General features: G+C 72.8%; 14 protein-coding genes. 9 read left to right on the top strand and 5 right to left on the bottom strand.

Annotated elements, in window-relative coordinates:
- Window positions 1–23 precede the first annotated feature (23 nt).
- Window positions 24–770 carry an SDR family NAD(P)-dependent oxidoreductase gene (locus IEY93_RS03865; RefSeq protein WP_189161530.1) on the bottom strand — a complete coding sequence of 249 codons (747 nt, stop codon included), beginning with the start codon at window positions 768–770 and terminating at the stop codon, window positions 24–26.
- Between the two features lie 101 nt (window positions 771–871).
- The gene (locus IEY93_RS03860; protein ID WP_189161529.1) at window positions 872–1,657 is read right to left on the bottom strand and encodes a pirin family protein; all 786 of its coding nucleotides are present in this window, start codon (window positions 1,655–1,657) and stop codon (window positions 872–874) included.
- 503 nt (window positions 1,658–2,160) lie between these two features.
- Here IEY93_RS03860 and IEY93_RS03855 point away from each other — a divergent pair.
- Window positions 2,161–2,841, top strand: coding sequence for a hypothetical protein (locus IEY93_RS03855; RefSeq protein WP_229690831.1), 681 nt, complete (start codon window positions 2,161–2,163; stop codon window positions 2,839–2,841).
- A gap of 17 nt (window positions 2,842–2,858) precedes the next feature.
- Window positions 2,859–6,080, top strand: coding sequence for an AAA family ATPase (locus tag IEY93_RS03850; protein ID WP_229690830.1), 3,222 nt, complete (start codon window positions 2,859–2,861; stop codon window positions 6,078–6,080).
- Window positions 6,081–6,095: 15 nt separating this feature from the next.
- Here IEY93_RS03850 and IEY93_RS03845 read toward each other — a convergent pair whose 3' ends face one another.
- Both IEY93_RS03845 and IEY93_RS03840 read right to left on the bottom strand, forming a co-directional pair.
- Window positions 6,096–7,637 carry an aldehyde dehydrogenase family protein gene (locus tag IEY93_RS03845; protein ID WP_203967938.1) on the bottom strand — a complete coding sequence of 514 codons (1,542 nt, stop codon included), beginning with the start codon at window positions 7,635–7,637 and terminating at the stop codon, window positions 6,096–6,098.
- A gap of 239 nt (window positions 7,638–7,876) precedes the next feature.
- Complete coding sequence (locus IEY93_RS03840) at window positions 7,877–8,221, bottom strand: cupin domain-containing protein (protein WP_307837542.1); 345 nt, start codon at window positions 8,219–8,221, stop codon at window positions 7,877–7,879.
- Window positions 8,222–8,598: 377 nt separating this feature from the next.
- Here IEY93_RS03840 and IEY93_RS03835 point away from each other — a divergent pair, with 377 nt between their 5' ends.
- Together IEY93_RS03835 and IEY93_RS03830 are read left to right on the top strand one after the other, a co-directional pair.
- Window positions 8,599–15,414 carry a beta strand repeat-containing protein gene (locus IEY93_RS03835; protein WP_189161526.1) on the top strand — a complete coding sequence of 2,272 codons (6,816 nt, stop codon included), beginning with the start codon at window positions 8,599–8,601 and terminating at the stop codon, window positions 15,412–15,414.
- 442 nt (window positions 15,415–15,856) lie between these two features.
- On the top strand, window positions 15,857–16,324 hold the full coding sequence (locus IEY93_RS03830) for a hypothetical protein (RefSeq protein ID WP_189161525.1): 468 nt from the start codon (window positions 15,857–15,859) through the stop codon (window positions 16,322–16,324).
- Window positions 16,325–16,790: 466 nt separating this feature from the next.
- On the opposite strand, the gene IEY93_RS03825 is transcribed toward IEY93_RS03830, so the two are convergent.
- Window positions 16,791–17,144, bottom strand: coding sequence for a VOC family protein (locus IEY93_RS03825; RefSeq protein ID WP_189161524.1), 354 nt, complete (start codon window positions 17,142–17,144; stop codon window positions 16,791–16,793).
- 110 nt (window positions 17,145–17,254) lie between these two features.
- Here IEY93_RS03825 and IEY93_RS37805 point away from each other — a divergent pair, with 110 nt between their 5' ends.
- The 5 genes from IEY93_RS37805 (at window position 17,255) to IEY93_RS03795 (ending at window position 26,221) form a co-directional block, all read left to right on the top strand.
- The gene (locus IEY93_RS37805) at window positions 17,255–18,895 is read left to right on the top strand and encodes an SWIM zinc finger family protein (RefSeq protein ID WP_372444396.1); all 1,641 of its coding nucleotides are present in this window, start codon (window positions 17,255–17,257) and stop codon (window positions 18,893–18,895) included.
- Window positions 18,892–20,580: a DUF5691 domain-containing protein gene (locus tag IEY93_RS03810; protein WP_189161523.1), complete on the top strand. Its 1,689-nt coding sequence runs from the start codon at window positions 18,892–18,894 to the stop codon at window positions 20,578–20,580. The genes IEY93_RS37805 and IEY93_RS03810 overlap by 4 nt, the downstream gene beginning before the upstream one ends.
- Before the next feature lie 129 nt (window positions 20,581–20,709).
- Window positions 20,710–21,771, top strand: coding sequence for an ATP-binding protein (locus IEY93_RS03805; RefSeq protein ID WP_189161522.1), 1,062 nt, complete (start codon window positions 20,710–20,712; stop codon window positions 21,769–21,771).
- A 289-nt stretch (window positions 21,772–22,060) separates the two neighbouring features.
- On the top strand, window positions 22,061–24,742 hold the full coding sequence (locus IEY93_RS03800; protein WP_189161521.1) for a DUF5682 family protein: 2,682 nt from the start codon (window positions 22,061–22,063) through the stop codon (window positions 24,740–24,742).
- A 306-nt stretch (window positions 24,743–25,048) separates the two neighbouring features.
- Entirely contained in the window at window positions 25,049–26,221 is a 1,173-nt protein-coding gene (locus IEY93_RS03795; protein ID WP_189161611.1) for a VWA domain-containing protein, read from the top strand.
- Window positions 26,222–26,433 lie beyond the last annotated feature (212 nt).

The raw sequence follows: 26,433 nt of genomic DNA, 5'->3' as shown, positions 1-26,433 counted from the left end.
CTCAGCCGGCGGCCGGTGTGCGCTCAGGAGTCGCGGACGATGTCGCGGCGGAGCAGGCGGCGCGGTGCGTACCGGGCGATGGCGGCGACCACCTTGTAGCGGATGTCGGGCACGCTGACCGGCACACCCCGGGCGAAGTCGCGCATGGCGGTGCGCACGACGCGGTCGGCCGACAGCCACAGCAGCTCAGGGATGTGCGACATGTCGAGCTCGGCCCGCTCGTGGAACTCGGTGCGTACGAAACCCGGGCACAGCGCCATGACCCGCACCCGGGGCTCGGGGATGTGGCCGGTGAGCGACTCGCTGAAGTTGACCACCCACGCCTTGGACGCGCTGTAGGTGCCGTAGGGCAGGAACGCCGCGACCGACGCGACGTTGATCACCCCGCCGCGTCCCCGCGCGCGGATGGCGGGCAGCGCCGCCATGGTCAGCCGGAGCACGGCCTCGCAGTGCAGGCGCAGCATGGTGATCTCGTCGGCGATCGGCACCTCCAGCGCCTTGCCGTGGTGGCCGAACCCGGCGTTGTTCACCAGCAGGTCGACCCCCTCGCGCAGCCGGCGCTCCGCGGCGGTCATGCCCTCGTCGGTGGCCAGGTCGGCCGGCAGCACCTCACAGGCCACGCCGTAGCGGCGGTGCAGCGCGTCGGCGGCGTCGGCCAGGCGCTTGCCGTCCCGGGCGACCAGGACCAGCGAGAACCCGTCGGCGGCAAGCCTGCGGGCGAAGGCGGCGCCGAGGCCGGCCGTGGCGCCGGTGATCAGTGCGGTGGGCATGCAGGAAGACTAGCGACACCGGGCGGGGCCGGGTCGCACGGCCCGTGTGCTGGTGACCCGGCGGCGGTGGCGGATCGCGCGCGCCGCCGCCGGGGGCCTTGTCAGAAGGCGTCCGCGGGGACCGTGCCCAGGCGTCCCGCCTGGAAGTCCTCGAACGCCTTCACCAGCTCGGCGTGGCTGTTCATCACGAACGGGCCGTAGTGCGCCATCGGCTCGCGGATCGGCAGGCCGCCGAGCAGGACGACCTCGAAGCCGGCGCTGCGGGAGTCCTGGTTCTCGGCGGCGCGGATGGTGATCGCGTCACCGTCGCCGAAGACGACCGACCGTCCCAGGCCGAAGGGCCGCTTCTCCGTGCCCGCGAAGCCCTCGCCGGCCAGGCCGTACGCCAGGGCGTTGAAGTCCGGCCGCCAGGGCAGCGTGACCTCGGCGCCGGGGCTCAGCGTGGCGTGGATCATCGTGATCGGGGTGTGCGTGATGCCCGGCCCCTGGTGGCCGTCCAGCTCGCCCGCGATGATCCGCAGGAGCGCGCCGCCGTCGTCGGAGGTCAGCAGCTTGACGTTGCCGCCGCGGATGTCCTGGTAGCGAGGGTCGGACATCTTGTCCTTGGCCGGCAGGTTGACCCACAGCTGCAGGCCGTGGAAGAGCCCGCCGGACATGACCAGCTCCTCGGGCGGGACCTCGATGTGCAGCAGCCCCGAGCCCGCCGTCATCCACTGGGTGTCGCCGTTGGTGATGGTGCCGCCGCCACCGTGGGAGTCCCGGTGCACGAAGGTGCCGTCGATGCCGGACGGGGCCTTGACCACTTGCAGGACACGACGCTGCCGGGCGGTGGCGGGAGTGGTGACGCGGGGGAGCACGAGCGGGTTGTCTACCGTCACGGCGGGCATGACGTCTCCTTCATCGGTTGAGGGCGAGGGTTCGCGCGGGTGGGCGGCGCGCGGAGGGGGAGAAGGCCGGGCGGCGTCAGGGCTTCGCGGTCACGGCCTGCATGGGTGGTCCCTCCTTCGACGGGCGGCGGGGGCGCCGTCCGATACGACGATACTCCACCTAACAGATATTGATGTTTCAACTATTCCCGCTCGCGGCCACCGTCCCGCCGTGGCCGGAAGGACGATCCAGGCAGGACTGCGGCGCACCCCGGGCGGGCCGGCGACTCGCGGGCGCGTCCTGATCCGGGTGTGAGCGTAGGAGGCGGGGCGGCGGGTGGGAGCAGGGGCGGCGGCGGATCTCACAGCGCGCTATGCCGTGATGTGTAACAAGTGGAGCTAATTTTCCGCCGCGATTTGGTCAAGATTTCCCCATGGGCGCCAGGGGAGCGGCCCTCCGAAAACGGGCACACCTCCTATGTTGACCCGCAAAGCGGAGGTATGGCCCCTTGGGAAGAGCGCGGGTGGGGTCACGGCTGGTCACCACGGCGACCGCGATCGCCGTGCTGGCCGCCGTCCTGGCCGGCTGTGCCGGTGCCGAATTCACCTACGTGATGGGCAGTGACGGGCAGAGCTACTTCAAGGTGCCCGCGTCGTGGCGGAAGGTCGACCAGAAAGCCCTGGACCGCGAGGTCTTCGGCGACCTGAGCTCGGCCACCGCCCAAGCCCGCAAGCAACTGTCCTGGACCGTCGGCTACGACGGGTTCCGCGAGCCCTCGGCCGACCACCTGCTTGGCGGCAAGGGCGACGAACCCTTCGTCTTCGCCATGGTCTCCACCCTCACCGAGACGCAACGGGACGCGGTCTCCCTCGACACGCTGCGGAACACGGTGCTGCCGGTCGCCGTCGACGACGAGACGCGCGAGAAGCTGGAGGACACCTCCGGCTACCCGTACAAAGGCTTCGAACTCCTCAAAGACGAGGTGTTGCAACCCGGGGACGGCGTGCGGGGCGTCCACGTGGTCTACAACCTGAAGGTCCTCGGAGGTCCCGTGCAGACCTTCGACCAGACCACCTACCTCGCCGCGGACGGGACGCGCGTATCGGTCCTCCTCATCCGCTGCTCGGCCACGTGCTACCGCGCGCGTGCCGGGGAGCTCGACAGGATCGCGCAGTCCTTCAAGGTCAAGCGAGTTCCCGGGTGACCGGGTGAGGAGCACCGATGACACAAGCCCCCGCCCCTGACCAGCCGACGGGCCTGCGCGCCCCCGACTCCGGCCCCGGCGCCGGGGGACGGGGCGCCATGCCGCTCTGGGACCGGACCAAGTTCCTGCTCGCGCTCACGATCGCGTTCTTCGTGCTGGTGTGGAGCGCCATGGCGGAGTACGAGGGCATCATGCCCTTCGGCGACGCCGTACGCGTGGCCGCCGCCGGCCGCGCCGGCACGATCATCCTGGCCCTGATGGGCGCCGAGGTGCTGCGGCAGATCCACTTCCTCATCAGCGAGCGCTCACCCGGCTACCACCGGTTCTGGACGCAGAAGGTCTTCGGCGGGTTCGAGCGGTGGAGCCGCCGCCGGTTCAGTGACTGGAACCGCTACCGCATCGCCAGGGCGCTGAAGTGGCTGTTCTGGATCACCGTGCTCGCCCTGGTGCTCGGCCAGATCCTCGACGTGTCGCCGATCGCCGCCCTGTTCCAGGCCCCCGCCCTGCTGTGGTCGGTGCTCCCGTACGGGCTGCAGCTCGCCTTCGGGTTCTTCTTCGTCATCGTCCAGTTCGTCGGCCTGTTCTGGTTCATGTCCAGAGGCGGCGTCGAGACCTACTACCCCGACGACATCAAGACCCGGTTCTCCGACGTGTGGGGCCAGGACCACGTCGTCGAACGGGTCAAGGAGAACATCGTCTTCCTGGAGAAGCCCGACGAGATCGAGGCCAAGGGCGGCTACGTGCCGAGCGGCCTGCTGCTGTGGGGGCCGCCCGGCACCGGCAAGACCCTGATGGCCGAGGCCGTGGCCGGCGAGACCGGCAGGCCGTACGTCTTCGTCGACCCCGGCGCCTTCATCAACATGTTCATGGGCATCGGCATCCTGAAGGTCAAGTCGCTGTTCCGCAAGCTGCGCAAGCTCGCGCTGCGCTACGGAGGCGTCATCGTCTTCTTCGACGAGGCCGACTCGCTCGGACGGCGTGGCGCGCTCGCCCAGCAGGGGCCGCCCGGCTCGGCCGGCTTCTCCGCGGCGGCACCCGGCGCGCCGTTCCGGGTGGACGGCTGCCACGGGTTCGGCTACCTGTCCGAGCACGCCCGCGCCGAGCTGACCCGCCAGGCGCTCGGCCCGAAGGCGCCCGAGGCCGGCCGCGACCGCGTCGTGATGGGCGGCATGGGCGGCATGGGCGGCGGCGACCAGGGCACCCTGCAGGCGCTGCTCACCGAGCTGTCGGGGTTGAAGAAGCCGCGCGGCTTCCTCAACCGCTACGTGCGCCGGCTGCTCGGCATGCGGCCCAAGCCGCCGCCGAAGTACCGCATCCTCGTCATGATGGCCACCAACATGCCGAACTCCCTGGACGAGGCGCTGCTGCGGCCCGGCCGCATCGACCGCATCTACAAGGTCGGCTACCCGTCCAAGGCCGGGCGGGTGCGCACCTACCAGGGCTACTTCGGCAAGGTGCGGCACGAGCTGACCGCCGAGCAGCTCGACAAGCTCGCCACCATCACCCCGTACGCCACCGGCGCCACCATCAAGGACCTGGTCAACGAGTCCCTGATCACCGCCATCCGGGGCGGGCGCGAGGTCATCACCTGGGCGGACGTGATGACGGCCAAGCGGCTCAAGCAACTCGGGCCGCCGGAGGACGTGGAGTACATCGAGCGCGAGCGGCACGCGGTCGCCGTCCACGAGGCCTGCCACGCGGTCACGGCCTACCGCACCCGCCAGCACCTGGAGATCGACCTGGCCACGATCGAGAAGGGAGCCGACTACCTCGGCATGGTGTCCAGCATCAAGCCCGAGGACCAGTTCACCCGGTGGCGCAGCGAGTACGAGGCCGACATCATGGTCTCGCTCGCCTCGCTGGCCGGTGAGCGGATGTTCTTCGGCGAGGACAACTCCTCCGGCGTCTCCGGTGACCTGGAGAGCGCCACCATGGTCACCGGCCTGATGGAGGCGTACTGGGGCATGGGCGTCGGCGTCGCGTCCCTGCCCGCGCTGCAGCAGCTCGGCATCCGCGACGGCAAGGCCGCGCAGCGGCCCGGCGGCGGCGACGTCCAGGACGCGGGCGGGCGAGGCGACCAGCTCGCCCCCGACACCCTCGCCGAGCGCATCGAGTACAACCTCGCCCGGATGCTGAGGAAGACCGAGGAACTGCTCAGGGAGAACCGCCGCGAGATCCTGGCCGTCGCCCACGCCCTGGAGCAGCACAAGACCCTGACCGGCGATGACGTGGTCGCCGTCATCGAGGGCAGGCGGGGCCCGCTGGTGGACGGCACGTTGTACACCTCGGAGGGGTTCCACGAGCAGATCGAGGCCTACCACGAGGTGGCCGCGGACGCCCACCGCACACACAGCCACGTCACCACCCCGCTGCCCCGGCCGCGCCCGGCCGAGCTTCCCGTGGCCGTCATCGCCGGCCGGCTCGTCCCGTACGACGAGGCCGGCCCGCCCACGATGACGCCGCCATCCGGGGCCGGGCTCCCGGGCAACGGCACACCCGTTCCCGGCAACGGCGCGGGCGGCGTGGCGGGGGCGGAGAGCGGAAACGGGGCGCGGGTCCCGGAGATGAGGCCGCCCGAGGGCTGGGCCTCGCCCACCGTCCCGTACGTCTCCCGGCCGGCGTCGCCTCCGGAGCAGGGGGAGTCCACGGCGTTCGCGGCCCAGCAGGCGCCCGCCGCGCGTCCGGTCTTCCATGACCCCGCCTCGGCGGCCGGCGCCGCTCCCGCCGGGTATCCGGCCACCGGCCAGGCGGGGCGTCCCGTTCCCGCCGGGTACGCCGAGCCGGCCGGCGGGCCGGAGTTCATCCCGTGGAGCCCTGACGGCGATCGGCCGGGCGGGGAGCCGCAGGTGCCCGGCGCGGGGCAGGCGCCGGCGCCGCGGCCCCGGTCGCTGCGGCCGATCGCCATCACCCTGGCGGCGGCCGCCGCGCTGGCGCTGTTCGTGCTCGCGGGGCTCGCCGTATTCGGCGGCGGTCCCGGGACGGGCGAGCAGGACGCGGCGATGACGTCCGCCGGCGTGGTGCTGGGGCTGCTCGTCCTGGTGGCGCTGCTGGCCGCCTGCGGAACGGTCGCCGTCGTGATGGTCAAGGCCCAGCAGGCCGCGAGGGCCAAGGCCGAGGAGGCCAGGGACCGGTCCGCCGAGCGGGCCCAGCTCCTCGCGGCGGCCATGGATCCCGAGACCGCCATGCGCCTGCTCGGCTACGACGCCCGCAAGGGCCGGCCCGGCCCGCCGGGCACCTGACCTCCGGCGCGCGGCTCAGAGACGGAACGCGAGATCCGGGATGATCTCGGCGACGTCCATCTGGGCCTTCTGCAGCCGGCCCGAATAGTCCCAGTTCATCGCCTGCCAGCGGGTGAACTGGTCCAGCACCCACTGGCCCGACTGCCGGCTGCCGTTGCCCGACCTGCCGTTGCCGCCGAACGGCAGGTGGGCCTCGGCGCCGGAGGTGGAGTTGTTGACGCTGACCATGCCGGCCCCGATGCCCTCCCGGAACCGGAACGCGGCGGCCGGATCGGTGGTGTAGATCGACGACGAGAGCCCGTACCCCGGCCGGTTGGCCAGCTCGATCGCCTCCTCCAGGCGGTCGAAGGAGGTGACGCCGACGATCGGCCCGAACGTCTCCTCCAGGAACAGCCGATCGCCGGAGCGCACCCCGTCCACCACCACCGGGTGGTAGTACAGCCCGCCCTCGCCGTCGAAGCCGCCCCGCGGGGTGGCGGCGGTGATGCGCCCGACCGGGCCGGTCACCACGGTGTGGTGCGGCTCGATCCAGCCCAGGTAGTCCTCGTAGCGCTCGGCGAACCGCCGGTCGAGCATCGGGCCGTACAGCACGTCGCCCGCCGGATCGCCGACCGCGGCCTTCGCCACGGCACCGGCGAACCGGGTGACGAACTCCTCGTGCACCGACCGGTGCACCAGCACGGTGCCGAGTGAGGTGCAGCGCTGCCCGGCCGTGCCGAAGCCGGAGAACAACGCGCCCTCCACGGCCAGGTCGAGGTCGGCGTCGGGCATGACGACCATGGGATTCTTGCCGCCCAGCTCCAGGCACGGCGACTGCAGGTGGCGGCCGCACAGCTCGCCGATCTCGCGTCCCACCGCGGTGGACCCGGTGAAGCCGACCTTCTGCACGGTGCCCTCGCCGAGCGCCTGGGCCAGCCCCGCGAAGGTCGCCGCCCCGTCGGCGAACACCAGGTTGAGCACCCCGTCGGGCAGCCCGGCCGCCGCGAACAGGCGGTACAGCGCGTGCGCCGACGCCGAGGCGTACTCGGCCGGCTTCCACACCACGCTGTTGCCGCACAGCAGCGCGGGGACGAGGTACCAGCTCGGCACCGCCACCGGGAAGTTGCCCGCGGTGATCACCGCGGCGACCCCGACCGGCGTCCGGAAGGTGAACAGGCTCTTGTCCGGCATCTCCGACGGCACCGTCTGGCCGTACAGCCGCCGGCCCTCCCCGAGGAAGAAGTCGCAGGTGTCGACGATCTCGCGGACCTCGCCGAGCGCCTCGGCGTACGGCTTGCCGATCTCCTCGGTCACCAGGTGGGCCAGCGTCTCGGCGTTGGCCTCCACCAGGCGCCCGATCGAGGCGATCACCCGTCCCCTGACCGGCGCGGGCACCCGCGCCCACTCGCGCTGCGCCGCGGCCGCCGCGCTGCACGCCCAGGCGAACGTGGCGGGGCCCGCGAGCCGGACCTGGGCCACCGTCTCGGCCGTCCTGGCGGGGTTGACCGAGTCGTAGGTCGCGGCGTTGGCGTCGTCCGCGGCCTTGCCGCCGACGACGGAGACGATCTGCCGAGTCACCGTTGACCTCCTTGAATGGGATCCTGCCAGCATTCTTCCGCCTCGCGGGCCATCGGATACCTCCCAGGGGACCCGCACGTGCGTATCGTGACGGCGGGGATCACGCGGCGCGCCGGCCGGGCCGGTCAGCGCGCCGTCCATCTCCGGGACGCCAGGGGTGACACGGCCGGTGAACGGCAGGCGTGAGGTTGCCCAGACGGACACTTCCCGGCCCGCCGTCCCGCCGGACGGACGCCGGGTCAGAGGGCCGTGAAGTCGGCGAAGTCGAAGCCGGGGGAGACCACGCAGCTCACCAGCACCTCCTGGTCGCCGGCCCGGCGGGCCGCCTGCCAGGTGCCCGCGGGCACGAGGGCCTGCGGCACCTGCCCCTGCTCCACGCCCGGGCCGAGCGTGATCTCCTGCCCGATGCCGGGCCGGTCACCGTCGCCGCCGAGCACCAGGGTCAGCGGGCCGCCCCGGTGCCAGAACCACACCTCGTCCGACCGGACGGCGTGCCACACCGACTCCTCGCCCGGCTGGAAACGGCCGCCGTCCCACGCGAGGCGCGCCGGCCGGTTCTTCCGGCCCGCGAAGCGGATCGTCACAGTCCGGGATGGCGAATGGCGACCGGAGATACGGACCGATTGTGGCGGTTTCGTGAGTGAACGCGGCCATAGGGGCGATTAGCCGGTGCGTGGATGATCCCTGTGAATTCCTGGCCGTATTCAGCCGTTCCCCCCGTCGTTTCGAGAGCCGGTCGCCGTTGGGCGGACTGTTAGCCTCTGGATGTCCTGCCCCGGTGAATGCTGTTCGACCTGGTGGTGAGCCGGCCGGCTCGCCGCCGACGGACAAGGCGTGGTGCCCTCGGCGGACGAATCGTCTCCCCCCGATATGACCTCGGCGATGTGTACCGGGATATGTCCGGGAGGGTGGCGTGCTGGTGCGGAAATATGCGGGTAGATGTTGTCTCAGAAGCGGTCTGGTGGGATTGCTGACGTGTGCCGTCGGTCTCGGGCCGATGGTGTACGCCGCATCCGCCGCGACCCCGACGAGTCCCTCGTTCATCGTCGAGTGTGGTCCGGAACGTACGGGCCCTGCACTGCGGCTGACGCATGACATCCGGCGTGACGGGGACCAGGCGATCATCACGGTCGGCGTGGTGAACACCGGAGGCGCCGACGCGGAGGGCGCGACCTTCGCCGAGGACCTCACCACGGTGCCGGGGCAGCGGATCGCCGGAGAGACCTGGGCCGGTTCGGGCAGGTTGAGCTTCGAGAAACCCCTGCTGCGCTGGACGGGCGATCTGGCCCCGGGGGAGAGCGCGGCCTTCCGGTTCGCGGTCGCGATGCCCGAGGAGCGGATGTCCATCCCGGTGGTCGGCGCCCGCGCCTCGCGGACCTGTCCCGACGCGGTCGTCCGTACCGAGACCACCGGTGGGCCGGCGGCCGATCCGGAGGCCACGGCGGACACCACGCCCGGTGCGACCGCCAAGCCCGGTGCGACCGCCACGCCTGATGCGTCCGCCACGGCGGGTTCCACTGTGCAGCCCGATGCCACCACTCCCGGTCCGACCGTGAAGCCCGGTCCGACCGCCGCCTCCGGCACGACCGCGAAGCCGGGTGCGGCGGCGAGCGCTCCGGAAGGCGCGGCGCCCGAGACCGGCCCGGAGGGCAAGGGCGAGCGACCGCAGGAGCGTTCACCGGCTGAGCCGGGAGCGTCGTCCGGCGCGGTGGCGAAGCAGCCGGAGGCGCGGGCCGTGCGGCCCGTGGCCCAGCGGGCGCCGATCCCGTTCTCGCAGCGCTACGCGGACGACTACCACGGCGCGGTGACCCGGGCGGGGAACGCGGTGGTCACCTGCTATCCGCCCGAGGTCTCGGACTGCCTGACCCGCCGGAACGGCCGGGGCAACAACAACGTCGCCGCCACCTACATCGACGTGGATGGCGACTCCTCGACCTTCGACTCCAGCACGGCAGACCTGATCGTCCCGCCCCGCGCGCAGATCGCCTACGCGCGGCTCTTCTGGGGCGGGCGCGGCCAGACCACGACCGACACCCGGGGCCTGCCGGCGGGCAACCGTTTCGCGCCCGCCATCGACCTGCGCGACCAGGTGCTGATCAAGGCACCGAGGGGGACCGGCTACGAGACGATCACCGCCGCGCGGGGCGACTCCGGCTCCACCCCCGACGGCGTCACCGCGAACGGGATCGTGTACGGGGCGTCGGCGGACGTGACCTCGCTGGTGGCCGCCGCGGGCCCGGGCACGTACACGGTGGCGAACGTGCAGGCGGCGCGGGGCGTCGACGGTCTGGGCGCCTTCGGCGGCTGGTCGCTCGTGGTCGCCTACCGGGACGCGACCCTGCCGTTGCGCAACATCGCCATCTTCGACGGCTTCCTCTACCAGCAGCCCAACACGGCGCCCACGACCATCACCCTGTCCGGGTTCCAGACGCCCATCACCGGAGCGGTGAAGGCCAACCTCGGAGAGATCACCTATGACGGCGACAACAACATCACCGGTGACTCGCTGACCGTCAAGACCGTCAACGGGCCGAGGACGACGCTGAGCGACGCGCTCCACCCCGCCGACAACTTCTTCAACTCCACCATCGCCACCCTGGGCAGCCAGGTGACGACCCGCAACCCCACCTACACCAACACCCTGGGCTACGACTCCAACATCATCGACGCCTCCCCGGCGTTCCGCAACGACGACACCTCCGCCCAGTTCACCTTCAGCACCTCGGGGGACGCGTACTGGCCGCACGCCCTCTACACCCAGATCGACCTGCACCAGGCCGGCATCCGGCTCACCAAGACGGCCCGCGTGGTGGGCGGGGGAGACCCTGTGCCCGGTGCGGTCGTCGAGTACACGATGACCGCGACCAACACCGGAGACGACAACGCCATCGACGTGGTGCTGACCGATCTCGTCCCCGCCGGCATGGCCTATGTGCCCGAGTCCATCGACGTGGTCTCCGGACCCAACGCGGGCCCCAAGACCGACGCCGTGGGAGATGACCAGGGCCAGTTCGTCGGCAACGAGGTCACCGTGTTCCTCGGCACCGGGGCGACCCCGTTCGCGGGCGGCACCCTGGCGGTCGGGCAGTCCACCTCGGTGACCTTCCGTGCGACGGTGACGGCGCAGGCGGCCGGTTCGACGGTGACCAACACCGCGACCACGACCTACGCGAGCGCGGACACACCGGAGGAGCCGGGAACCACGCAGGCCGAGACGTCGATCGTGGTCCCCCAGCAGGTGTCGTCGCTGGCGTTGCTGAAGACGGCTTCGCCGACCACGGTGACGGCCGCGGGCCAGGTCATCACCTACTCGCACCAGGTCACCAACACCGGCCAGACCACCCTCACGGGTGTGAACGTACGGACCACGAACTTCTCCGGCACGGAGCCACCGCCGGTGGTCACCTGCATGGTGACGACGCTGACCCCGGGGCAGCAGACGACGTGCACCGGGACGTACACCGTGACCCAGGCGGACATCGACGCGGGGTCCATCGTGAACACCGCGGTCGCCTCCGGCACCCCGCCGAGCGGCCCGGCGATCGACTCCAATCCCTTCACGGCGACGGTGACCACGACAGGCGCGCCGAGCCTGTCGCTGCTGAAGACGGCGAGTCCGGCCACGGCGACGGCCGCCGGTGCGACGATCACCTACTCGTACGAGGTTCACAACTCCGGCAACGTGACGCTGACGAACATCAGCGCGCGGGACACCGCGTTCTCGGGCACCGGAACGCGACCGAGGATCACCTGCCCGGTGACCACGCTGGCACCCCAGGCGACGACGACCTGCGCCGGGACGTACACGGTGACGCAGGCGGACATCGACGCGGGGCCGATCGTGAACACCGCGACCGCGTCCGGCACGCCGCCGACAGGTCCGGCCGTCACCTCGGAGCCGTCCACCGCGACGGTCACCACCCAGTCGATCCCCGGCCTGGCACTGCTGAAGTCCGCAAAGCCGGCCACCGTGACGGCGGCAGGTCAGACGGTCACCTACTCCTACCGGGTGACCAACGTCGGTAACGTGACGATCACCGGCCTGAGCGTGGCCGACGTCATCGTCCGGGGCACCGGGGCGCCGCCGGTCGTCACCTGCCCGGTGACCGGGCTGGCGCCGGGGGAGCAGACGACGTGTACCGGGACGTACACAGTGACGCAGGCCGACATGAACGCCGGGTCGATCGTCAACGTCGCGCGGGCCACCGGCACACCGCCGACCGGGCCGGCGATCACCTCTCCGCCGTCCACCACGACGGTCGGCGCGGATCAGATCGCCGCCGTGGCGCTGGTGAAGTCGGCCAGCCCGGTCACGGTGACGGCAGCCGGTCAGACGGTGACCTACTCCTATGAGGTGACCAACACCGGCAACGTGGCGCTCACCGGCATCCGGGCCACGGACCTGTCCTTCTCCGGCACGGGCACGCCGCCGGTGATCACCTGTCCGGCGACGACTCTGGACCCGGACCAGCGGACGACGTGCACGGGGACGTACACGGTGACGCAGGCGGACATCGACGCGGGAGAGATCACCAACACCGCGATCGCCTCCGGCACCCCGCCCACGGGCCCGGCCGTCAACTCGAACGCTTCGACGGCCCGGGTGACGGCGCCGGCGGGTTCCTCGCTCAACCTGGTCAAGTCGGCGAGCCCCGCCACGGTGACGGCCGCCGGCCAGACCGTGACCTACTCCTACCAGGTCACCAACACCGGCAACGTGACGCTCGCGAACCTCACGGTGTCCGACCAGACCTTCTCCGGCACCGGCACGCCGCCGGCGATCGCCTGTCCGGTCGCGACGCTGCCCCCGGGACAGCGGACGACGTGCACCGCGACGTACACGACGACGCAGGCGGACATCGACGCGGGGTCGATCGTGAACACCGCGACCGCCTCCGGCACGCAGCCCTCGGGCGCGCTGACCGGGTCCAACGTCTCGACCGCGGCCGTCACCAGCACGGTCACCGCGGGGATGACGCTGGCCAAGTCGGCCAACCCGAGCGTGGTGACGACCGCCGGTCAGACGGTGACCTACTCCTACCAGGTCACCAACACCGGCAACGTCACGCTGACCGGGATCACCGCGGCCGACACCGTCTTCACCGGCACCGGGCCGCGACCGGTGGTCACCTGCCCGGCCGCGCCGCTGCAGCCCGGGCGGGCGGTCACCTGCACCGGCACCTACACGGTGACGCAGGCCGACGTCGACAGCAGGGCGATCCTGAACACGGCGGTGGCCTCGGGCACGCCGCCGACCGGTCCGGCGATCCACTCCGAGCCCTCGACGGCGCGGGTGGTCGCGCCGGCGACGCCCGGCCTGTCGCTGGGCAAGACCGCCGCCCCGACGTCCATCGGGGCGGCCGGCCAGCGGGTGACCTACTCCTACAAGATCGTCAACACCGGCAACACGACGGTGACGGGCGTGGGCGCCACCGACATCGCCTTCTCCGGCACGGGAACGCCGCCGTTGGTCACCTGCCCGCTGACGACGCTGCGTCCCGCGCAGACGACCACCTGTACCGGGACGTACACGGTGACGCAGACCGACGTCGACGCGGGGACGATCGTGGACACCGCGATCGCCGTCGGCGTCGCGCCGTCCGGCCTGGCCGTCACCTCGCAGCCGTCGACGGCGACGGTGACCGCGCCGGAGGATCCGGGTGTGTCGCTGCTGAAGACGGCCGACCCGTCCTCGGTGTCGGCGGCGGGCCAGACGATCACCTATTCCTATCTGGTCACCAACACCGGGAACAGCACCTTGATCAACGTCGGTGCCAAAGACGCCGCGTTCTCGGGTTCGGGGACACGACCGGTGATCTCCTGCCCGGTGACGACGCTGGTGCCGGGGCAGCAGACCACCTGTACCGGGACGTACACGACGACGCAGGTGGACATCAACGCGGGGTCGATCAAGAACACCGCCACCGCTTCGGGTACGTCGCCCTCGGACCGGCCGGTGACGTCGGACCCGTCGGCGGCGACCGTCGGCACCACGCCCGCGCCCGGCGTGTCGCTGCTGAAGACGGCCGGCCCGGCGACGGTGACGTCGGCCGGGCAGACGGTCGCCTACACCTACCTGGTGGCCAACACCGGGAACGTCACCCTCACGAACGTGAGGGCGCGGGACACCTCGTTCTCGGGCACGGGGACGCGACCGGTGATCACGTGCCGGGCGACGGAGTTGGATCCGGGGCGGTCGACGACGTGTACGGCGACGTACACGGTGACGCAGGCCGACGTCGACGCGGGGTCGATCGTGAACACCGCGGTGGCCTCCGGCACTCCGCCGGAGGGGCCCGCGGTCACCTCGCAGCCGTCGACGGCGACGGTGACCGCGCCGGAGGACCCGGGCGTGTCGCTGCTGAAGACGGCCGACCCGGCGACGGTGACGGCCGCCGGGCAGACGGTCGCCTACACCTATCAGGTGGGCAACCTGGGCAACACGACGCTGACGGCCGTGAGCGTCACGGACCGGGTCTTCTCCGGCACCGGGCCCAAGCCGGAGATCAGGTGTGAGGGGACGACGCTGACGCCGGGACGGCCGATGACGTGTACCGGGACCTACACGACGACGCAGGCCGACGTCGACGCGGGGAGGATCGTGAACACCGCGACGGCCTCCGGAAGGCTGCAGTCGGGCGAACTCGTCACCTCCGACGACTCGACCGCGACGGTCCAGGCCACCGCGAGCCCGTCCCTGTCACTGGTGAAGTCGGCCGAACCTCGCATGGTGTCGGCGGCGGGCGAGACGGTCGCCTACTCCTACCTGGCGACCAACACCGGGAACGTCACCATCACGAACGTGAGCGTGCAGGACACCTCGTTCTCGGGCTCGGGGTCCAAGCCGATGATCAGATGTGACGGGACGGCGCTGACCCCGGGACAGCAGATGAGGTGTACCGGGACGTACACGACGACGCAGGCGGACATCGACGCGGGGAGGATCGTGAACACCGCGACCGTCTCCGGCGATCCGCCGGAGGGGCCGGCGGTCACCTCCCTGCCGTCCGCCGCGTCGGTGACCGCACCGCGGGCCCCCGGCCTCACACTGGTCAAGACGGCCGACCCCACGACGGTGACGGCGGCCGGTGACACGGTGACGTACCACTACACCATCACCAACACCGGCAACGTGACCGTGAGCGGTCTCACCGTGATGGACACCGACATCGCCGGCACGGGAACGCAGAGATCGATCGGCTGCGAGGTGGACAGCCTGGCGCCGGGAGGCTCGGCCACCTGTACGTGGACGTACACCGTGACGCAGGCCGACATGGACGCCTGCACGATCACCAACCGGGCGAGGGCCTCGGGCCTGGATCCATCCGGGGCGGCCGTGATCTCCGACACCTCGACCGCGACGGTCACGGTCACGGTCAGCCCGTCGCTGACCCTGGTCACGACGGCCGATCCGGGCATCGTCCACAAGGCGGGCACCCGGCTCGACTACTCGTACCTGGTCACCAACACCGGCAACGTCACGCTCACCGACATCGCGGTGGAGTCGGTCGCCTTCTCCGGCTCTCGTGCCAGGCCCCCGGTGGACTGCCCCGACGTCAGCCTGGAGCCCGGCCGGTCGATGAGATGTACCGCCGGATACGTGGTGAAGCGGGGCGACCTGAAGGCGAAGTCCATCGTCGATACCACGGTCGCCACGGCCGAGGCCTACTGCTGTGCGGACGCCAGGTCCGGCGAGGCGACGGTGACCGTTCGCGTAGCAGGGAAGAAGTCCCGGCATCAGCACCACCACGGGCCCCGGCACCACGAGGACCGCTGACGGGCGTGGCCGCGGCGGGGGACCGAACCCGCCGCGGCCCTCGGCCCGCTCCGCCCGGCCGCCGCTCCGCCCGGGCCTGCCCCGCTCTCCGGATGCCGCGGGACGACTCGCGGCCGGCCCGGAAATGGAGCACCGCGGGTGCGGGCGCCGAATGGGCCTTTCTGCGGCGCCCGAGGCCGGAACGGCCGCCATGGCCTGGCAAAAGCCTTCATCAAATGACCGCCGTTCGTCGGCGGTGCGCGACGCTGGTCGCAGGGGGCGTCCCTAGGCTCGTGGCCGATATGGCATCGACCGCCGCGTGGAAAGGGAATCACGTTTCCCCCCGGTTCCACGGCGGCCCTCGCGCGGATTGGGATACGAGCGTTCCGGCGGAAATGGCGGGGTCGTCCGCCGGTCGATCGAACATTCGCAACGATTCAGTCGATATCGCGGGAGCTGTGCAGTGACACGACATACTCCGCTTTCGGCGGCAGGCGCGACCACCGCGCTGGCGCTGACGGCCGCCACGCTGGTCTGCACCCTGGCCGGATGTTCCTCATCTGGCGAGCACGCTGCGCCCAAGCCGCCCGCGCGGCCGCAGGAACCACCGGTGGGGGTGAATGCCCAGGCCAACCCGCTGCCGAAGAAGATCGCGAACGATCCGGAGGTCCGCAGGAACGTCGCGCTGACGAAGTGCGCGGCGATGCCCGGCGGATGGGAGGCCAGGGGAACCGCCAGGAACCCCGGGGGCAAACCGGTGACCTACAAGATCGTCGTGTTCTTCACCACGACCCAGGCGACGACGCTGGATTACGCCCAGGCGTTGGTGAAGGTCCCCCCGGGTGAAACGGTCGACTGGCACGCCTCGAAGAAGTTCAGGGCCGAGCAGGAGATGCTCTGTCCGGTACCGGGAATCAGCACGGTGACCTGACCGTCCCGTGCGGCTCCTGTAGCCGCACGGGCAGGCGTGCTGGCACCTGCTGTACGAGACCGGTGCCCCCGTCGAACGGGTGCTCGCGCTCGACGTGGACGACCTCGACCTGGCGGGCAGGCGGATCCGCGGGACACCGGGCCCGCGCTGGGGCCCGGGAACGGCCCGGCTTCTGCCGCTGCTCCTGCTCGGCCGTACCACCGGGCCCCTGTTGCTCACCCGCCATCGGGCCGGGGCCGGCACCTCAGGCCGGGACCGCTGCCCGGTGACCGGGCGTGGCCGGTTGTCGTACCGGCGGGCGGCCGAACTGTTCACCGCCGCCACCCGGCCGCGGATGGACGTTGCGCCACCTCCGCTCGGCCGGCCTCGCCCACCGCCGATCCCCCCGAGGGCCGTCACCGGCCGTCGAGCGTGGTCGTCGAGACCGCGAAATGCGCGGCCGGAACTCGTGCGGCGGTTTCCTCGGTCAGGCGGGACGGGGGCCGAGGACGCAGAACTCGTTGCCCTCCGGGTCGGCGAGCACGACCCACGGCTCGTCCTGCTGCCCTACGTCGGCCGGGCGGGCGCCGAGCGCCAGCAGCCGCTCGACCTCGGCTCGCTGGTCCTGCGGCCGGAAGTCCAGGTGCAACCGGTTCTTCACCTTCTTCTCCTCCGGCACCGGTGTGAAGATCAACCCCGGCAGGATGTCCGGAGCCAGCCGGATCTCGTACTCGTTCTCGGCGTCGTTCACCACCGTCCAGCCGAGCGCCTTGCACCACCACGCGCCGAGCTTGACCGGGTCGGCCGCGTCTATCACCACTTGCTCCCACACGAGGCTCATGTCACTCCTAGCAGAAGGGTCGTGGCAGTCTCGTACCCGCCGAACGCGAGGTATTCCCGGCCCTGATCACGGCCCGGTTTTTGTCGGAGGCCGTCGCTAGTGTGCCGTGTGTGATCGAACGTTGGAGCCGTGAACACGTGCTCGCGCTCGCCCCCGACGCCTCCTCCCAGAAGGGCGCGCAGAGCATGAGCACACCGGCGAAGTGGTCGGGCATGGGGGTGATGCCCGACGTGCTCTGGGGTGAGTGCGAGGGCAGCGGCGCCACGCCCTACCGCGCCTGCGTCGACCTGGGCGAGACCGCATACCGGTGCAGTTGCCCGAGCCGCAAGTTCCCCTGCAAGCACGCGCTCGGCCTGCTGCTGCTGTGGTCGGCCGACGGCGTGCCCGCCGCCGGCGCCTCGCCCGGCTGGGTCACCGAATGGCTGGCGCAGCGCCGAGCCAGGGCCGCCGGCGCCCGCGGCGTCGCGCCCTCGGTCTCGGCGGAGCCTGGCGCTTCGGGCGACGCCCCTGGTCACGGCCTGGTGGCGGGCGATTCCGGAGTCACCGTGAGCGACCGCCACGACCTCAACGACGATCGCCACGACCGCCCTGCGCGCGGTGATCGCCATGACCCCCTCGACCGGGCCGGTGGTGCCCGCGGCGCCGGCCGCAGGGGCGCGGCCGTTCCGGCCGCCGATGGCGGCGAGGCGGCGCGGCGGGCCGCCCAGCGCGAGCAGCGGGTCGCCGCCGGCCTATCCGAGCTGGAGCGCTGGCTGGCCGACCAGATCGGGCACGGGCTGGCCGGAGCGCGGCGTGACGCTCCCACCCAGTGGGAGGAGCTCGCCAGGCGGCTGGTCGACGCGCAGGCGCCCGGCGTCGCGGTGGTCGTCTCCCGGCTGCCCCGCCTGCTCGCCGAGGAAGACTGGCCCGCCCGTCTGCTCGGTGAGTACGGCCTGCTTCACCTGCTCGCGGTGGGCTACCGCCGGGCGGGCGAGCTGCCCGCGCCGCTGCGTGACACGATCCGGTCGCGCGTCGGCTTCCCCACCTCTCGCGAGGAGGTGCTCGCCGGGCCGGTCGTCCGTGACCGCTGGCACGTGCTCGGCGTCCGTGACGACGAGCAGGACCGCCTCGTCTCCCGCAGGGTGTGGCTGCGCGGGCACGACACCGGCAGGCCCGCCCTGGTGCTGTCGTTCGCCCCGCCGGGCCACGCCCTCGACGCATCGCTGGTCACCGGCACCACCGTGGACGCCGGCCTGGCGTTCTACCCGGGCGCCGCGCCGCTGCGCGCCCTGGTCGCCGTCCGGCATCGGACCATGGCGCTCGGGCCCCCGCCGGGATGCGCGGCAGCGGCGGCGCCGGCCGAGATCGCCGCCGCACTGGCGGCGGACCCATGGCTGGATTCCTGGCCGGTCGTGCTCGGCGACGTCGTCCCCGCGCGGTCACCGGCCGGCTGGCTGCTGACCGACGCCGCGGCGGTCCATCGTGCGGGTCACGACGCCGGCGCGGCCGGGGTCCACCGCACGGGCGATGACATCGGCGCGACGGTGGTCCGCGGTGCGGGCGCCGCCGCCGGTTCGGTCGCTGCGGCGGGCGAGGGTGACGCCATGCGCGGCGAGGCCGCCGGGATGCCGCTGCACCCCTCCGGCGGTGTCCCGTGGCGGCTGCTGGCGGTGTCAGGGGGCCGTCCGGTCACCGTCGCCGCCGAGTGGACTCCTTACGGGCTGCGTCCCCTCACAGTCTGGGACGGAGAAGGGCAGGTGGTGGTGCTGTGATCACGGCCGACGAGTGGGAGCGACTGGTGTCCGCGGCGCTGGTCGGCACCGACCGGCGCCCGATGCCCGATCTGCTGGGCCGGGCCGCGGCGCACACGGCCGGGGCGCGCGCGGGGTGGCGGCTGCACAGGGGCGAGCCGCTGCCCGTCGCGCCACCCGAGGAGCAGCCGCCGTTGCCAGGGGCCGCGGGCGAGCGCGTGGCGCGCATCCTCGGTGGTGAGCACCCGCGGCTGCTGCCGGAGTGGCTGGAGGCCGCCGCCGCGCGCGGATATCGCCTGCCGGCCAAGGTGCTCCCCGAGGTGCTCGACCAGGGCGTTCGCGACCGGTCGCTCCGACCGCCGATCGGCGTGCTGGCCGGGGCCCGCGGTCGGTGGCTCGCCTCCCTCAACACCGCCTGGGCCTACCTCCTGGAGGAGGTCTCGACCCATCTCGCCACCGGCGAGCATGCCGCAGACCTGTCGGAGGTGGCCGGAGCCGCCGAGCGCCGTGCCACGCCACCCGCCGGCGGATCGGCGCGGCCCGGCGGCGCGGGCGAGCCGAGGGCCGGCTCCGGCGGCCCTGGACGGAGGACGCCGGCCGACGATCCCGGGAGGCCGGCACAAGACCCGGGTGGACCGGAGGCGTCGGCGACGGGCTCGGGCGGGCCGGAGGGGGGTTCCGGCGGGCCGGGGGAGCCCGCAGCGGCCGGTGCCGGGCCGGAAGGGGCGGCCGGTGAGCCGGAGGAGGTGCGAAGCGTGCCGGTCCATCCGCTCTGGGAGTTCGGCACCAGGGGCGACCGCATCGCCTACCTGCGCAGGCTGCGGGCCGGCGATCCGGCCGCGGCGCGGGCACTGCTGCGACGCGGATGGGAGGCCGAGGCCCCCGAAGACCGGGCGGCGTTCGTCCACGCGATGGCCGAGGGCCTGTCGATGGCGGACGAGCCGTTCCTGGAGGCCGCGCTGGACGACCGGCGGCGCGAGGTCAGGAGCCAGGCCGCCGACCTGCTCACCCGGCTGCCCGACTCCCGCCTCGGCCACCGGATGGCCGAGCGCGCCGGGCGGTGCCTGCGACTGTCCGGTGACCGGCTGGCCGCCGAGCCGCCGGCCGACTGCGACGCCGCCATGGAACGCGACGGCGTCCGCCCGCGGCCTCCGGGCGGCACCGGCCGGCGCAGCTGGTGGCTCCAGCAGGTCGTCGCGCACACCCCGCTCGCCTTCTGGACCGGCCATTTCGGCCGCACCGCCAAGCAGATCGTCGCACTCAACACCGGTGAGTGGTCGCGCGAGGTCAGGCTGGGCTGGGAGCGGGCGGCGGTGCTGCAGAACGACCCGACCTGGGCGAGAGCGCTGTTCGCCGTCGAGCCGCTGACCGACCTGCTGACAGTGCTGCCCCCTGAGGAACGCGCCGGCAAGGCGGCCGAGCTGGTGCGCGACCAGCCCGTCGACGGCCAGTTGATCATGATGCTCGGCGGTGTCCCCGCGCCATGGGGCGCGGCCCTGGCCAAGGCCGTCCTCGCGAAGATTCTCGACACGGTGGAGCGCCAGCCGTGGAACCTCGGCGAGCTGGTGCGGCTGGCCGGCGAGCGGGTGGACCCGGCGTACCACGAGATCGCGGCGCGGTGGTCCGCCGAGCCGCCGGTCCAGGAGGTCGCCGCCACCCTGCGGTTCCGTTCCGACATGCTCGCCGAGCTGGAGCCCCGCCCGTGACCCGCCGAAACCCTCCGATCCTGCCTGTGTCGCCCGCGACGCCGGGCCGTTCTTCGTCCTGCTCGTCCTGTTCGCTGAGGGCGGGCTTCGTCACTATGGCCGACCACGCGAGAGCGAGCTGAACCCGTCATGACCGTTCTGCGCCCGCACGCGGAAGATCTGTACGCCGACGAGCTGGCCGTCCTGGCCAAGTCGGACGACCGGCCGCGGCCACCCGGCTGGCGGCTGTCCCCCTGGGCGGTGACCACCTATCTCCTCGGCGACGGCCGGGAGATCACCCCCAAGTACATCGGCCCGCGACGCATCGTCGAGGTGGCCGTGGCCACGCTCGCCACCGACCGGGCGCTGCTGCTGCTCGGCGTTCCCGGCACCGCCAAGACCTGGCTGTCGGAGCACCTCGCCGCGGCCGTCAGCGGTGATTCGACACTGCTGGTGCAGGGCACGGCCGGCACCGCCGAGGAGGCCATCAGGTACGGCTGGAACTACGCGAGACTGCTCGCCGAAGGGCCTTCCCGCGACGCGCTGACCCCGAGCCCGGTGATGCGGGCCATGGCCGAGGGACGCGTCGCCCGGGTGGAGGAACTCACCCGCATGCCCTCCGACGTGCAGGACGCCCTGATCACCGTCCTGTCGGAGAAGACACTGCCGATCCCCGAGCTCAACGAAGAGGTGCAGGCGTCGCGGGGGTTCAACGTCATCGCCACCGCCAACGACCGCGACCGCGGCGTCAACGAGCTGTCCAGCGCCCTGCGCAGGCGCTTCAACACCGTCGTGCTGCCCGTCCCGGCCAGCGCCGAGGAGGAGGTCGAGATCGTCTCCCGGCGGGTCGCCCAGCTCGGCCGGTCGCTCGAACTGCCCGCCGCGGGGGGCCTTGAGGAGATCCGGCGGGTGGTGACGGTGTTCCGCGAGCTGCGCTCCGGGACGACCACCGACGGCCGCACGACGGTGAAGTCACCCAGCGGCACGCTCAGCACCGCCGAGGCCATCTCGGTGGTGACCAGCGGCATCGCCCTCGCCACCCACTTCGGTGACGGCGTGCTGCGGCCCGGGGACATCGCGGCCGGCATCGTCGGCGCCGTCGTCCAGGACCCGGTGTCCGACCGCGTCGTCTGGCAGGAATACCTGGAGACCGTCGTCCGTGAGCGCCCCGACTGGCGCGACTTCTACCGGGCCTGCCGCGATGTCTCCTGACCACACCACCGCCCCACCCGGCCGTTCCCCGGACTCGGCACCCACCCCCGCACTCCGCGATTCGCCGCCCGTCACACCGAGACCCGCGCGAGTCGTCCCGGGTCATGCCACGGATATCGCGCCGGGGACCGTGGGAGTCGTGACCGGTTCCGCTCCGGCCGCCACGCCGAGGAGTGCGCGGGGCGCAGCGGCTTCCGCGCAGGCCGCTACGCCGGAGCCCGGGCCCGCCGGTGGCGTGACCGAACGGACGGCGGCCCTGGCGCGGCGGGGCGGGGGAGGGAAAGGGGGCATGGCCGATCCGGCGGTCGTGGTGCTCGGCGTCCGGCACCACGGGCCGGGGTCGGCCAGGGCACTGCTGGCCGAGCTGGAGCGGCTGCGGCCCGGCATCGTGCTCATCGAGGGGCCGCCCGAGGCCGACCCGCTGGTGGCCCTCGCCGCCGACCCGGGCATGGAGCCTCCGGTCGCCCTGCTGGCCCACGTGCCCGGCGAGCCGTCCCGAGCCGCCTTCTGGCCGTTCGCGGCGTTCTCTCCGGAATGGCAGGCGATCCGGTACGCCATCCGCGCAGGCATCCCTGTCCGCTTCTGCGACCTGCCCGCCGCGCACGGCCTCGCGTCCCGTCCCGACACCGACTCCGCCCCTGATCCCGGCCCTGCTCCTGGTCCTGGTCCGGCTCCTGGTCCTGGCCCCGCTCCTGGTCCCGGTCCGGCTCCTGGTCCCGGCCTGGCTCCTGGTCCTGGCCCTGCTCCTGGTTCCGGCCTGGCTCCTGGCGTCGAGCCCCGCTCGGCTCCTGCTCCGGGCGCCGCTGCGCAGAGCCCTGCTCCTGCTCCGGGCTCGGCTTTCGATCCCGGTGCCGTGCCCGACTCCGTCCCTGGTTCAGGCGCCGCCGCTCCCGGAGCCGCCGCGGGCCCTGGACGGCTCCCTGGTCGCGGCCTTGATCTGCCGGACGAGCCGGGGGGTGGTGGGCGCGATGAGGACGAGGTGGTCGCCCAGTCCTCCGCAAGGGCTCCGGCGTCCGGGGAGCCGGCGGCCGACGCCTTCGACGAGGCCGGGGGAGCCGGGCCGGCTCAGGGGGACGGCGACGACGCAGAGGTGTGGATGCCGCTCGACCCCATCGGTGAGCTGGCCAAGGCCGGCGGATACGACGATCCGGAGCGGTGGTGGGAGGACGTCGTCGAGCACCGCGGCGACACCCCGTTCGAGGTGATCGCCGAGGCGATGGCGGCGGTCAGGGAGGGCTACGTCCCGCACGGGCACGAGGCGCGCCGCGAGGCGTACATGCGCAAGACCATCAGGGCCGCCCTCAAGCAGGGGTACGACAGGGTGGCCGTCGTCTGCGGCGCCTGGCACGTGCCGGCGCTGCGCGAGCTCGGCCCCGCCGCGCCCGACGACCGCCTCCTGCGTGGCCTGCCCAGGGTCAAGGTGGAGATGACCTGGGTCCCCTGGACATACGGGCGCCTTGCGTCCCGCAGCGGCTACGGCGCGGGCATCACCTCGCCCGGCTGGTACGACCACCTGTTCCGCGTTCCCGACCGGCCGGTGGAGCGCTGGCTGGCCGCTGCCGCCGAGGTGCTGCGCGAGGAGGACCTTCCGGTCTCCTCCGCTCACGTCATCGAGGGTGTGCGGCTGGCCCATGGCCTGGCCGCCGTCCGGGGCCGGCCGCTGGCCGGGCTGAGCGAGGTGACCGAGGCGATCCGGGCGGTGCTCTGCGAGGGCGACGAGCTGCCGGTGGAGCTCATCCAACGGCGCATGGTGGTCGGCGAGCGTCTCGGCCGGGTCCCCGACAGCACTCCGATGGTCCCCCTCCAGCGTGACCTGCGCGACCGGCAGCGGCGGCTGACGCTCCGGCCGGAGGCGATCGAACGCGACCTCGATCTGGACCTGCGTAAGCCCCTCCACCTCGACCGCAGCCGCCTGCTCCACCGGCTCGCCCTGATCGGCATCGACTGGGGGACGACGCGTGAGGCGCGCGGCAAGGGCACCTTCCGCGAGTCCTGGACCCTCCAGTGGCGCCCCGAGTTCGACATCGACCTCATCGAGGCCGGCGCGTACGGCACCACGGTGCCTGCCGCGGCGACCGCGCGGGTGCGCGAGCTGGTCGACCTCGGCACCGGGCGGGCGCCGCGGGCCCGCCATGCCACGCCCGGCACCGCGGCCCGCGCCGCCCGGCCGGCGACGACGCTGGCCGAGCTGACCGGGGTGGCCGAGCGGTGCCTGCTCGCCGGCCTGCCCGAGGCCCTGCCCGAGGTGCTGGCCGCCATCTCGGCGAGGGCTGCCCTCGACAGCGACGTCACCCACCTGATGGCGGCCCTCCCCGCCCTGGTGCGCACGCAGCGGTACGGCGACGTGCGCGGCACCCCGGCGGCGGGGCTCGCGGCGATCGTCGAGTCGCTGCTGACCCGCATCTGCGCCGGGTTCCCCGCGGCGGTGACCGGGCTGGACGACGACGCCGCCCGCGCGTTGCTCCACCACGTCGACTCCGTCCACGCCGCGGTGGGGCTGCTGGAGTCCGGCAGAGAGAGCTGGCTGGCGGCGCTGCGCGGGGTCGCCGGACGCCGCGACCCGCACGGCCTGATCGCCGGACGGCTGACCCGCATCCTGCTGGACGCGGCCACCATCCCGGCCGAGGAGGTCGCCGTGCGCATGTCCCGTGCCATGTCGGCGGGCAATCCGCCGGCACAGGCGGCGGCCTGGGTGGAGGGGTTCCTGTCCGGCAGCGGCCTGCTGCTCGTCCATGACGCCGCTCTGCTCGGCCTGGTCGACACCTGGCTGACCGAGCTCGGCGACGAGGCGTTCGTGGACGTCCTTCCGCTGCTACGCCGCACGTTCGCCGCGTTCGCGCCGCCCGAGCGCCGGGCCATCGGTGGCCGGGTCGCCTCAGGTGAGGCGCGGGGCGCGACCGCGGCCGAGGTGGACGATGACCGCGCGGCCCCCGCCGTGCGCACCGTCCTGTCCATCCTGGGGAGCTCCTGATGCGCGCCCGCCCGTGCGCGTCCTGGGACCGGCGACCGCCCGACGGGACCGGGCGACCGGTGGCTGAACGGCAGATCCGGTCCTGCTCGGCCGTCCCCGGGAACCAGTTCGGCGGGTCGTCGTACAGCATCGTCAGATGGCCCGGTAGCGGCGTCCCCCGCGGCCCCGCCCGCCGCGGTCCCGCCACTCACGGAGTATCTGGCGGCCAGGAGCGGGTGTCCCGGGTGAGGCGGAGAGTCGGCGGCGGGCTGAGAGGGGTGGGGCATGGACGGCGACGAGATCACGAGTAGCGGGAGAGGGCGCGTGATGGACGAGCGGATGCGGCGCTGGCGGCTGGTGCTGGGCGGGGACGCCGACGGCACCGGATGCGCGCTGGGCGGCACCGATGTCCAGATGGACGCGGCCCTGGCGGCGCTCTACAACGGCGGCCGCGCGGGGGATCCGGAGCGCGAGGGCGACCCCCGGCGCGGCGCCGGTCTCGGCGCGTCGGCGCCCCGCGTGGCGCGCTGGCTGGGCGATATCCGCACCTACTTCCCGTCCACGGTCGTCCAGGTGATGCAGAAGGACGCCATCGAACGGCTCAGCCTGACCCGTCTGCTCCTCGAACCCGAGATGCTGGAAGCCGTCGAGCCCGACGTGCACCTCGTCGGCACGATCCTGTCGCTCAACAGGGTGATGCCCGAGACCGCCCGGCGATCGGCCCGCGAGGTGGTCAGAAAGGTCGTCGAAGACCTCGAGCGGCGGCTGGCCCAGCGCACCAGGACCGCCGTCAGCGGCGCGCTCGACCGCTCGGCCCGCACGCACCGGCCCCGCCGCGGCGCGGACATCGACTGGGAGCGGACGATCCGCGCCAATCTGAAGAACTACCTGCCGGAGAAGAACACCGTGGTGCCCTCCCGGCTGGTCGGCTACGCCCGCCGGCAGCAGGCGGTGGTCCGTGAGGTCACGCTGTGCATCGACCAGAGCGGCTCGATGGCGGCGTCGGTGGTGTACGCGAGCGTCTTCGGCGCGGTGCTCGCGTCGATGCGGTCCCTGCGCACCTCACTGGTGGTGTTCGACACCAGCGTGGTCGACCTCACCGACCGGTTGCACGACCCGGTGGAGCTGCTCTTCGGCACCCAGCTCGGCGGCGGCACAGACATCAACCGCGCCATCGCCTACTGTCAAGGGTCGATCACCCGCCCGGCGAACTCCATCTTCGTCCTGATCAGCGACCTGTACGAGGGCGGGGTGCGGGAGGAGATGCTGCGCCGGGTCGCGGCGATGACGGCGGCGGGCGTCCAGGTCATCGTGCTGCTCGCCCTCTCCGACGAGGGGCAGCCGCACTACGACCGCGACAACGCCGAGGCGCTGGCCGCGCTGGGCGTGCCCGCGTTCGCCTGCACGCCGGACGCCTTCCCCGACCTGATGGCCGCCGTGATCGAACGACGCGACATCGCCCATTGGGCCGAACGCACCCTCGCCGTCCGCGCGACATGACTCCCGGACCGGCGCCGAGGCAGAGCGCGACTCCCGGCCGGACCACGGCTCTCGCCACCGGTCGGGGTCCGGTGACCGCCCGGGCGACCGCCATGGCGGGTGCACGGTGTGGTGACCGCGGCGCGGAGCCCACTTGGGTGCCGCCACTGGCAGGCGCCGTCGCGAAGGGAGATCTCATCGGTCCGCGTCCTGGCCTTTCACCGTCGTCATCA

Origin of the sequence: Sphaerisporangium melleum (genome assembly GCF_014646695.1) — a bacterium.
Classification (GTDB): Bacteria; Actinomycetota; Actinomycetes; order Streptosporangiales; family Streptosporangiaceae; genus Sphaerisporangium; species Sphaerisporangium melleum.
The sequence above is the reverse complement of the archived record's forward strand: the minus strand, read 5'-3'. Positions and strand labels throughout refer to the sequence as shown.

What these genes read in the sequence shown, in the direction of transcription:
- IEY93_RS03865 (WP_189161530.1), bottom strand. Translation starts at nt 770, where the DNA reads ATGCCCACCGCACTGATCACCGGCGCCACGGCCGGCCTCGGCGCCGCC.
- IEY93_RS03860 (WP_189161529.1), bottom strand. Translation starts at nt 1,657, where the DNA reads ATGCCCGCCGTGACGGTAGACAACCCGCTCGTGCTCCCCCGCGTCACC.
- IEY93_RS03850 (WP_229690830.1), top strand. Translation starts at nt 2,859, where the DNA reads ATGACACAAGCCCCCGCCCCTGACCAGCCGACGGGCCTGCGCGCCCCC.
- IEY93_RS03825 (WP_189161524.1), bottom strand. Translation starts at nt 17,144, where the DNA reads ATGAGCCTCGTGTGGGAGCAAGTGGTGATAGACGCGGCCGACCCGGTC.
- IEY93_RS03805 (WP_189161522.1), top strand. Translation starts at nt 20,710, where the DNA reads ATGACCGTTCTGCGCCCGCACGCGGAAGATCTGTACGCCGACGAGCTG.
- IEY93_RS03800 (WP_189161521.1), top strand. Translation starts at nt 22,061, where the DNA reads ATGGCCGATCCGGCGGTCGTGGTGCTCGGCGTCCGGCACCACGGGCCG.
- IEY93_RS03795 (WP_189161611.1), top strand. Translation starts at nt 25,049, where the DNA reads ATGGACGAGCGGATGCGGCGCTGGCGGCTGGTGCTGGGCGGGGACGCC.